The organism is Iodobacter arcticus, from assembly GCF_042664895.1.
GTDB classification, from domain to species: Bacteria; Pseudomonadota; Gammaproteobacteria; order Burkholderiales; family Chitinibacteraceae; genus Iodobacter; species Iodobacter arcticus.
In genome coordinates this window covers 1-9688 of sequence record NZ_JBHTBQ010000027.1, presented here as the reverse complement: position 1 = coordinate 9688, position 9688 = coordinate 1, and the positions used below count along the sequence as shown (strand labels likewise).

Here is a 9688-nt window from a genome sequence, read left to right as displayed (position 1 = left end):
CTAAGTTTGGCGGCATGGACGTTTCCATGATGACGCGGATGAAAGAGCTAGAAGATGAAAACAAGCGTCTTAAAAAGATGTATATCGAAGCCCAGATGCAGGTGGATATCATCAAGGAGGCCATGTCAGAAATTCTCTGAAACATCTCAGCGTCGTGAGATGGCTTTGGCCTTTGTTTTTTACATCTGCGCAACGTCAAGAAAAAGCGCTGGAACCATAAACGCGTTTACCGTATTTATTGCGATTTAGAGTTAAATCTGAGAATTAAGCCTAAAAAGCGCTTAGAACGCGAAACGCCAGAGCCATTAGCAGTGCCAGAGGCAAAAAATGAAACGTGGTCGATGGATTTTATGCACGATCAATTGGCCGATGGCCGCAGCATTCGCTTATTCAATGTGATTTATGATTTTAATCGGGAAGGATTGGGTATTGAAGTCGATTTCTCTTTGCCAGCAGAGCGCGTAATACGCAGCCTGAATCAAATCATTGAATGGCGCGGCAAGCCCAAACGAATCAGGTCCGATAATGGCCCTGAATATATTAGCCATTGCATGCGTTAATCCGGCAAAACCGTTTTTTTAAAGTAATCCCTTAAGAATAAAAAAACATCCGACAATAAATAACATAATGGAAAAACATTTTTTAAGCATCACGGGGGACAATACATGCGCCATTTTTGCGCCTAACTTCGCAGTAAAAAAACTCATGATGCTAATTCCCAAGAAAGCATAAATATGGACAAAGCCAATACTATTGCTAATATTTACTTGGTCTTTGATACCAAAAAGCATAAATCCCAAAGCACCTGAAATCGCTATGGGTAAACCACAGGCAGCGGATGTGCCAACTGCTTTTTGCATGGTTACGCCATAAAAATTAAGATAAGGGACGGTTAAGCTCCCGCCACCAATACCAAAAATAGCAGAAGCCACGCCTATTCCCGTACCTGCAAATACTTGCTTAGCCCTTGAGGGGAGTACTTTATTTTGATCGACTATTTTTTTTGCACCGACAAACATATTGTAAGCAACCCAGAGCGCAAAAATACCAATGATGAGTCGTAAGTGTGCCCCAGCAAGTAATCCGGCCATTCCCGACCCGAAAAAAGAGCCAATGATCAAACCTGGTGCCAAATTTTTGAATACTGACCATATAACAGCACCATTTTTATGATGGGCAATTAATGAACTCATTGATGTGACTATAATCGTCGCCAATGAGGTACCTAAAGCTAAATGCATCACCACTTCAGGGCCATAGCTCATTTGCGTAAAAACCACATACAATATGGGTACGATGATAATTCCACCACCCACACCAAATAATCCCGCTGTAAACCCAGCGATAGCACCGATGGCTAAAAAAATGATTAATTCCACGATATACTTACTTTATTAAGTGCTGCAGGTTAAATAAATGGGTTTACGCTACTGTAGCCAGCCCCACATGATGATAGGCACGATTAAAATAAACTAGCCCTTGCGCATATTCGCTTTGCCCAATAGCGACAATAGGGCAAATAAAAATAGTATGTGTGCCAACTTCTTGAATTTGCTCAATTTTACAATCAAAACTCACTAAAGCATCCGCTAAAACAGGCGCTCCCGTTTTTAATTCAGTCCAATCGCCATATTGAAAACGTTCTTCTGAATTTATAGGGGATGAAAATGCGCTGGAAATGGGCTGATGATGCACACCTAAAACATTCACCGTTAAAATTTTATTGGCTATAAAATGAGTGTGTGATCTAGCGGATTTATTCATGCAGACCAATAATGTCGGCGGTGTATCAGTAATACTGCAAACTGCAGAAGCAGTGAATCCATGCCGGCCAGATACACCTGTTGTTGTGACCACATTAACCGCACCCGTTAATAAGGACATTGCACTTCTATAGTCTGTTGCTTCAATCATCACATTATTCCTAAATTAAACCGTATTACTAAAACATGAAGATGACATAAGCAAAAGGGCCTGGCGCAGATCAGCAGAGAAGGAAAGAATCAAATTGATTCTTTCCTATTCGAAACCCATAGCGGCAGACCCGATTTTCTTTTTTTCTCTGTGCTAAGTGGAACTAGGCTAATAATTCTTGGCGAACGATTTCTGCACCTGCAGTTAAAGCATTGAGTTTGCCTCTTGCCACGCTACGCGGCAAAGGGGCCATACCACAATTGGTACTAGGGTAGAGTTTATCCGCATCAACAAACTGTAGTGCTTTTCGCAGGGTATCTGCGACCTCTTCGGGGGTTTCAATGCTATGGTTTGCCACATCAATGGCGCCCACCATTACTTTTTTTCCTCGAATCAATTCAATCAGATCCATGGGGACCTGCGAGTTGTGACATTCCAGTGAGACGATATCAATATTCGATTTTTGCAATTTGGGAAAAGCGGCTTCATATTGGCGCCACTCAGATCCCAAAGTTTTTTTCCAATCGGTATTGGCTTTAATGCCGTAGCCATAGCAAATATGCACGGCGGTTTCACATTGAAGTCCTTCAATGGCTCTTTCTAAGGTAGCCACTCCCCAATCATTCACCTCATCAAAAAAGACATTAAATGCAGGCTCATCAAATTGAATGATATCTACCCCAGCAGCCTCTAATTCACGGGCTTCCTGATTAAGAATTTTAGCGAATTCCCAAGCTAGTTTTTCACGACTTTTATAATGGCGATCATACAAGGTATCGATCATCGTCATTGGCCCTGGCAAAGCCCATTTAATGGGCTGCTTGGTTTGCTGGCGTAAAAACTTGGCATCTTCAACAAAAACAGGTTTGGGCCTAGCAACCGCCCCCACCACGGTGGGCACGCTTGCATCGTAGCGATTACGAATTTTAACCGTTTCACGTTTTTCAAAATCAACGCCGCTGAGATGCTCAATAAATGTAGTGACAAAATGTTGGCGCGTTTGCTCTCCATCACTCACAATATGAATCCCTGCGTGTAATTGCTCTTGCAGTGACAAACGTAAAGCATCTAATTTGCCGTCTGCTAATTCTTGATCTTGTAATTTCCAAGGGGACCAAATTTTCTCTGGCTCTGCAAGCCAAGATGGCTTGGGTAAACTGCCCGCTGTTGAAGTGGGTAATAGTATTTTCATAATCAATTCCGCGATGTTTTATTAGATTAAAGAACGCAATGAGCAGCCCATTGCCCAAGAATGTCTTGGTATGGCTTGATGAAATGCTCTTCAACAAACTTTCCTTGCTCAATCGCTAGCCGGCTACGTTCTTCTCTATCATAAACAATTCGGGTTAATGAATAATCTTGGTGCTGTAAACTGGGTTGATATAATTTGCCTGCCTCAGAGTTGGCATTATAAATTTCAGGTCGATAAATTTTCTGGAACGCACCCATGGTACTGATGGTGCTAATCAGCTCAAGATTTGTATAATCAGCCAGCAAATTACCAGAAAAATAAAATGCCAAAGGCGCTACGCTATTCGTAGGCATGAAATAGCGAACTTGCATACCCATCTTTTTGAAATATTCATCAGTCAGCGAGTATTCATCTTGGATGTATTCTGTGCCTAATACAGGGTGCTGGTTTTCAGTCCGTTGATAGGTCCGGCTGCTGGAAACACTTAAGCAAATCACCGGCTGTTTTCTAAAGCTTTTTTTGTATGCCTCAGAAATTACAAAACTTTTAAACAGCTTTCCGTGTAGCTCACCATAATTTTCTGGCGTACTAAAATGGCTTTGCTGTTTGTTATGTTCTGGCAGCAATACGCTAAAATCATAATCGCGTACATAAGAGGAAAAGTTGTTCCCTACAATTCCTTCAATGCGTTCGTTGGTTTTATGATCAACAATATTAGTTTTTAATATTTCAATTAATGGCAAACCCTTGCTGCTATTTTCAGCACCAATATTCAATTCAACAGAAATAATTTCAAGTTCTACAGAATATCGATTTGATTTAGGGTTATCCCAATGCGCCAACTCGTTGAAACTATTGTTAATCATCCTTAAGGTCTTACGCAGATTCTCTTGGCGATGCTCTCCTCTGGCTAAATTCGCAAAGTTGGTGGTGATGCGCGTATTTTCTGCAGGCAAATAGTTTTCATCGAAACTAATGCTATTAATCGTAAATGTAAATTCTTTAGTCATTGTGATCGTGTGTCCTAATTTCTGAGATAAAACTTGAATTCATTTTATGCACTGCAAGTCTTTTCTAATTGTTTTCCCAGGGCCTGTTGACGTTTTATTCACCTTGCACTGCGCCATACAATGGCCAAGCACAAGGCAGTAGGGCGAAGGCGATCACTGCTTATTGTCGCGGAGCATCAGGCCGTGAATGGCCATTTTCCGGCCTCGCCCCAAAGCTGCAGCCAACGAAGCCGTGAATAAAATGTCAGCAGACCCTAGCTGCGCGTAGAAAAATGGCATGATTGAGACCCCTGTGCTGAATTTGCCGCGCCAATAAGGTGTTATTGCTTAAAAATACCGTGAAATATGGGCCAGTCAGCTCATTTTTTCGCCGACTGTTGCTAAGGGAGGCTGGCTTTCAGAACTCAGAGTGATTTATACCGGAATTAAATCATGAATAGAAATGAAGTTATTTCAGAAATGGCATGAGTAATGTTCATGATCTGGTTTTGCGGGGGTGACATCAGAATCAAGACGAGAGTCAACAGACCCTAGGGACAAGGCAGAAGGGCGAAGGCCATTACGGCTTGTTGTTGAGGCGCATCAGGCGGTGAATGGCCATTTTTCGGGGCAGCCTAGCCCTGAGAATCCCTTGCACTCAGAGGGTTGCGATTATTTATGGTGCAGAACGAAAGTTAAAAATCGCTGGTGGTACGCCAGGTCGCGGTTGTTTGGTTCAGCCCCAAAACGTATTCCGACCTATTAAAGTCGTGAAATTAAATCGAGCATTTATGCGCTCTCTCGAGCCTGCTAGATAATGTTGGTTCTGGTTAAAGTCGTGAATTATTTTTACTATAAAATTTCGTTAAAATTAATGGTGCAGAAATATTTTATCGCTGCAAGTGACAGAGCAAATGACCTCATGTGGCATGAAGTTTCAGCGTCCGCATAGTTCCGGATTTTGGCCTCTCAAAACTCGACTAGGTGCTTCTGCTTATCGGCCAAAACAGACGCTTGACATAGAAGAATAAACTTAATGGCATTCTGAAATAATTAAATCACAACACGCAGTTAATGTGCGGAAGCAGACTGTAAATAGAAGGGCTTGGCACGATAATTGGGCAACAGATCGAACCAAATTTAGAGGCAAAAAATGGCAAAGCGGTGTAGAAAAACAGTCTGGAGCCAAACATTCCATCATGCATTGAAGACGATGACGCAGACAGCAATGCGCGTCGGTGCCAAGGCGGTCAAAGAAAGTTTGCGTGCCACTCCGCAGGTTAGCAAGCAAAGATCCACCAAAAAAGCGAAGGTGCCGTCGGCAAACTGGATCATGGGAGTCGCTATTGGCGCTGCAGGGCCTCACCGTTATCGACTCTATAAACCAACTGGTGTGCGGCGCAACGAGAGCTTACCGTTGCTGGTTATGCTGCATGGTTGTGGGCAAGATGCTCAGGCCTTTGCTGCCAGTAGTAAGATGAATACTATCGCCGCCCGTGAGCGCTTTTTCGTGCTCTACCCTGAACAAGATCGCTTGTCGAATGCACTGGGTTGCTGGAACTGGTACGACACCCGTTCGGGGCGAGCACAGGCGGAAGCCAATTCAATTAGTACGGCCATCGAACAGGTTTGTCTTTCGCAAGCGATCGATCGAAAGAGAATCGCCCTAGCAGGAATCTCAGCAGGTGCAAGCATGGCTGTATTGCTGGCGACTCAACATCCGGAGCGCTTTCGGGCAATTGCTATGCATTCGGGGATAGCACCTGGTGTCGCGCATTCGTCTGCGAGTGCGATCAAGGCTATGTTTGGACAAGCGGTGACAACATCGCCTCTCCCGGAAATCTCACCCGATGTCAGGCTGCCTGCATTATTAGTCATTCATGGCTTGGCTGATCATGTGGTGGCGCCGAGTAATGGCTCAGAAGCCGCAATGCGCTGGGGAGAGCGAGTAGGAGCCAAAGCCGGCAAACCACGTCGCGTTCAGCGTGGCACTCGCTATGCGGCGACCATTACTGATTATCGAGATCATGGTCGGCTGGTTGCAACGCTGTGTGAAGTTGACCAGCTTGGGCATGCTTGGAGTGGTGGCGCAGCAGGATACCCATACAGTGACCCAAAAGGGCCAAATGCTTCGCGGATGATTTGGACTTTCGTCGCCACACAACTTGATAAGGCGGCTGACTAGCCTCCTGCTGCTGGATCGGCTTACGATTTATACTGATCTTTTGTCGTTGAAATATTCGGTATAGCCTTCGGCAGTATGGTTTTGAGACACCTAGCCTCGTGACGAGTTTTGGTAAAAGATGATCGCGTCGTCTTATCGGAAACCAAAAAAAGACAAGACAGCGAGAACGACAACAACCAGCCCAACGATGTAAATAATGCGGTTCATGAGTAGCTCCTTTCGCGTTGAGGGTGAGGGATTCGTGGATTAACGCTGTATTTCACCTTATCCTGCGCGACGAAGAAGATCTGTACGGCAACGCACATAAACCCAGATGCAAAGTTTGATATATTGATTTCCCACATTGCCCACGTGAGTGGCCGCTAAGGGTCGACTACCGTCAGCTGGCACGTCATTGTCTGCTCTCAATGAAGCTGACGCAAAAGTAAGAAGGTAAATGTGGTCGTGGCAGTACATGAGTGCCCGCTAAGGCCGAACAGCACTGGCACAAATCAAAAATATTGAAGGCCGCAACCAGATGGTTAGCGGCCTTTCAATTTTCTCGCCCAAGCATCGACTCCTCGGCCAAAGCAGAAATTCATGTTCGACATTTTCAATGTAGGCTTGCCATCGCATTGCAGACACTAACGTCTGAATTAAGTCGACCCGCGAAGCGGGCTCGGCTTGGATGAATTGTTAGGCTCTGCCATTGTGTTGCAAAAGCCGATGGTAAAATCTAAGCCCGCGAAGAACCAGATGAGAGAGCTGACCACCTCGAAGGTGTTGCGCAGCTAGGGAGGATTGATGGCTAGTAGGGGATGTGAGTGCACGAAGCATGCAGAACGCTGCTCGTCTACCTAGGCGACACGGGACTGGAATTGGACAAAGCGCTTCATTCGCCCTAGATGGGTGAAGAAGCGAGAAAACAATCAGGTCAGTGCCCATGCAGTCAGGCTGGTTGCCAATTCCATCATCGCCTATAACGCCATTATTTTAAACTCCGTGTATGAGCGAATGGTCGCCGCCGGAACCAGCCAGTCGATCATTAATGAGTTTACCAGAATCTCTCCTATTGCCTGGTCGCATATTGTATTCACCGGCAAATACAACTTTAAAAAGAGCAATGGTGATATTGACGTGGATGCGACGATCGATGCGCTTGAATAACATTTAATACGGTATATCATGGAAGTCATGGAGGGCGGTTTAACTCAGAACGAACTCTTTTGGGGCTCTTCCACACCCCCCCTTGTAAGCGATGTAGTCGTTGCGAAAGTGAATCCAGGCAAGAGATTTCGGTGAGCCCAACGAAGTGCGCCAGTTTAACTTGTTTTTTTGCACTGCTTGAATCGTGTGACCAGTTCTGCGCCAATCATTTAAACAGAAGCAGAATTGAGGCTCAAACCTTCTGTAGTAGCTTCTGCTGCGTACTTTTGCAAATCGTAGCCACTAAAGAATTTTAAGTGCGCTTAAGTTTTTTGTAAAAAAGATCATTGCAGTAGTTCCATACCATATTGACCACACGCGCCAACGCATCAAGTTCTTTAGTGTGTTTTTCTTTGATGTGGTTCATACACAGTAGTTTTGAATTCGCAACTATGTCAAAAAAAAAGGCTGCGCTTTCTGCGCTATCCATCCTCCCCCTGAGTGGGGAGGATGGATAGCGCATACCTAGTTAAATTTGTTGGATTATTACGGTAGGCAAGGCTTTGCCAATTTCTCTGGCGTGGAGCAATTCGCGCTCCATATTGCATCAATTTCCGTATCGTCTGACTGTTTGTGCAATATTGATGCTGGAAACTACTGAAGAATAATAAAAAGAGATTACCATTAGATTAAAAACAAATACAAATGGTTAGGGTGAAAAATTTTTTTTGTTGAATTGGTTAGTATTTATTTAATTCCCTCAACCAATAGTTAAATTGTAATAAGTTAAAATTTTTTTATCTTTTAATAGTTTAATTTACATTAAAAAATATGTGTATACCTCTTAACAATTAAAAGGATTAATAGTTATGATTAACAACAATAAAGATCGATTTGAAATTAAAAAAAACGATAGAACTATGAAGGCCATTGTTACAGTCGGCACTGGTGGGTACGATATGCTTGTGTATAAAGACGTACCTATGCCATTAATTGATGCAGGGGAAGTATTAATAAAAGTATTAGCTGCTGGGGTAAATAATACTGAAATAAATACCAGACTTGGTTGGTATTCATCAAAAATAACAATAAGCACAGATAAGCTTATACAGACTGATAACGAACTAACAGAAGCTGCTAGCGAAGGCGATGGAGGATGGAATGAAGGTACACCGTTCCCATTCATACAAGGAACAGATTGCTGTGGAGAAGTTGTAGAAGTAAAAGACGAAAAAAATAAAGACCTTATCGGCAAAAGAGTATTGATAAGAGCTTGTATTCGTCATGAAGGCTGGGATTCAATGGAAAACATATGGATGGGATCAGACTTTGATGGTGCCTTTGCTCAGTATGTTAAAGTGGCCGCTACAGAAGTATTTCCAGTAGATTGTGATTGGACCGACGCTGAGTTGGGGACTATACCGTGCTCATTTGGTACTGCTGAAAACATGGTAAACAGGGCTGATGTAAAAGAAGGAGACCGTGTCTTAGTTGCTGGTGCATCAGGTGGAGTAGGTTCTGCTGTTGTGCAATTGGCAAAGCGAAGGGGGGCTTATGTAATTGCGATTGCAGAAGGTGAATTAAAAATTGAACAAGTAAAATCATATGGAGCAGATGAAGTAATAGCATGTCGTAATGATGCACTAAAAGAATTAGGTAAAAAATCTGTAGATGTGGTAATTGATAATGTTGCAGGACCTAACTTTCCTCAAATGATGGAAGTATTAAAAAGAGGAGGGAAATTTGTATCATCTGGAGCTATTGCAGGTCCTATTGTTGAGCTGGATATGAGAGTTTTTTATTTGAAGGATCTCACTTTGATTGGTTGTACGGGGTGGGATGAACCTATATTTACAAATCTTGTATCAGCAATAGAAAATGGAGAGATAAAACCAACACTTGCTAAATCTTTTCCTTTAGAAAGTATTGTTGAAGCGCAAGAAGAATTTGGGTTAAAGAAGCATGTAGGAAAATTTGTTTTAATACCTAATCATAATGACTAGTTTATAAATATAAAAAATGATGCAATAGCGAGTTATTAATATTTATCCTGATTATGTCTCTTGCTCAGTTAATCGCCCACGCGGACAAGGCTTGGCTATGAGTAAGGCATGTAGCATGCGGGGAATAAGGGCGCACAAATCAAAACGCCGATTAAATCGATACTGCATTTCCGCCAAATAGGGTAATCCCCCCGTTTTTAAGCTCACTTAAAAGTAGAGGCTAGGCATGTAATGCCAGTTTTTGTTTCGGGGTGATGCCGCCCAATCCCATATGCGGACG

General features: G+C 43.2%; 9 protein-coding genes and 2 pseudogenes. 4 read left to right on the top strand and 7 right to left on the bottom strand.

All coding sequences use genetic code 11. From position 1 onward, the window contains the following. Positions 1-545, top strand: a pseudogene (locus ACFQNF_RS12800) (DDE-type integrase/transposase/recombinase); the annotation flags it as partial. A 33-nt stretch (positions 546-578) separates the two neighbouring features. On the opposite strand, the gene ACFQNF_RS12795 reads toward ACFQNF_RS12800, so the two are convergent. The 5 genes from ACFQNF_RS12795 to ACFQNF_RS12775 form a co-directional block, all read right to left on the bottom strand. Continuing rightward, positions 579-1379, bottom strand: a complete 801-nt coding sequence (locus ACFQNF_RS12795) for a sulfite exporter TauE/SafE family protein (protein WP_380188341.1) — start codon at positions 1377-1379, stop codon at positions 579-581. A gap of 43 nt (positions 1380-1422) precedes the next feature. Continuing rightward, positions 1423-1914, bottom strand: a complete 492-nt coding sequence (locus ACFQNF_RS12790) for a flavin reductase (RefSeq protein WP_380188340.1) — start codon at positions 1912-1914, stop codon at positions 1423-1425. Positions 1915-2077: 163 nt separating this feature from the next. Beyond that, on the bottom strand, positions 2078-3106 hold the full coding sequence (locus ACFQNF_RS12785; protein ID WP_380188339.1) for a methionine synthase: 1029 nt from the start codon (positions 3104-3106) through the stop codon (positions 2078-2080). 26 nt (positions 3107-3132) lie between these two features. Beyond that, entirely contained in the window at positions 3133-4116 is a 984-nt protein-coding gene (locus tag ACFQNF_RS12780; RefSeq protein WP_380188338.1) for a DUF1852 domain-containing protein, read from the bottom strand. A gap of 1176 nt (positions 4117-5292) precedes the next feature. Continuing rightward, entirely contained in the window at positions 5293-5430 is a 138-nt protein-coding gene (locus ACFQNF_RS12775; protein ID WP_380188337.1) for a hypothetical protein, read from the bottom strand. On the opposite strand from ACFQNF_RS12775, the gene ACFQNF_RS12770 reads away from it, so the two are divergent. Both ACFQNF_RS12770 and ACFQNF_RS12765 read left to right on the top strand, forming a co-directional pair. Further along, a complete protein-coding gene (locus ACFQNF_RS12770) occupies positions 5429-6280 on the top strand; it encodes an extracellular catalytic domain type 1 short-chain-length polyhydroxyalkanoate depolymerase (protein WP_380188336.1) in 852 nt (283 codons plus the stop codon). The two genes, ACFQNF_RS12775 and ACFQNF_RS12770, sit on opposite strands and share 2 nt — an antisense overlap. Positions 6281-7168: 888 nt before the next feature. Further along, a complete protein-coding gene (locus tag ACFQNF_RS12765) occupies positions 7169-7426 on the top strand; it encodes a Tn3 family transposase (protein ID WP_380188335.1) in 258 nt (85 codons plus the stop codon). Positions 7427-7718: 292 nt separating this feature from the next. Here ACFQNF_RS12765 and ACFQNF_RS12760 read toward each other — a convergent pair whose 3' ends face one another. Next, on the bottom strand, positions 7719-7895 hold the full coding sequence (locus ACFQNF_RS12760) for a hypothetical protein (protein ID WP_380188334.1): 177 nt from the start codon (positions 7893-7895) through the stop codon (positions 7719-7721). A gap of 379 nt (positions 7896-8274) precedes the next feature. Here ACFQNF_RS12760 and ACFQNF_RS12755 point away from each other — a divergent pair, with 379 nt between their 5' ends. Continuing rightward, positions 8275-9408 carry an alcohol dehydrogenase family protein gene (locus ACFQNF_RS12755; protein ID WP_380188333.1) on the top strand — a complete coding sequence of 378 codons (1134 nt, stop codon included), beginning with the start codon at positions 8275-8277 and terminating at the stop codon, positions 9406-9408. A gap of 51 nt (positions 9409-9459) precedes the next feature. Here the strand turns inward: ACFQNF_RS12755 and ACFQNF_RS12750 are convergent. Beyond that, positions 9460-9588, bottom strand: a pseudogene (locus ACFQNF_RS12750) (IS1595 family transposase); the annotation flags it as partial. Between the last annotated feature and the right edge of the window lie 100 nt (positions 9589-9688).

What these genes read in the sequence shown, in the direction of transcription:
- ACFQNF_RS12790 (WP_380188340.1), bottom strand. Translation starts at nt 1,914, where the DNA reads ATGATTGAAGCAACAGACTATAGAAGTGCAATGTCCTTATTAACGGGT.
- ACFQNF_RS12785 (WP_380188339.1), bottom strand. Translation starts at nt 3,106, where the DNA reads ATGAAAATACTATTACCCACTTCAACAGCGGGCAGTTTACCCAAGCCA.
- ACFQNF_RS12780 (WP_380188338.1), bottom strand. Translation starts at nt 4,116, where the DNA reads ATGACTAAAGAATTTACATTTACGATTAATAGCATTAGTTTCGATGAA.
- ACFQNF_RS12770 (WP_380188336.1), top strand. Translation starts at nt 5,429, where the DNA reads ATGGGAGTCGCTATTGGCGCTGCAGGGCCTCACCGTTATCGACTCTAT.
- ACFQNF_RS12775 (WP_380188337.1), bottom strand. Translation starts at nt 5,430, where the DNA reads ATGATCCAGTTTGCCGACGGCACCTTCGCTTTTTTGGTGGATCTTTGC.
- ACFQNF_RS12760 (WP_380188334.1), bottom strand. Translation starts at nt 7,895, where the DNA reads ATGGATAGCGCAGAAAGCGCAGCCTTTTTTTTTGACATAGTTGCGAAT.
- ACFQNF_RS12755 (WP_380188333.1), top strand. Translation starts at nt 8,275, where the DNA reads ATGATTAACAACAATAAAGATCGATTTGAAATTAAAAAAAACGATAGA.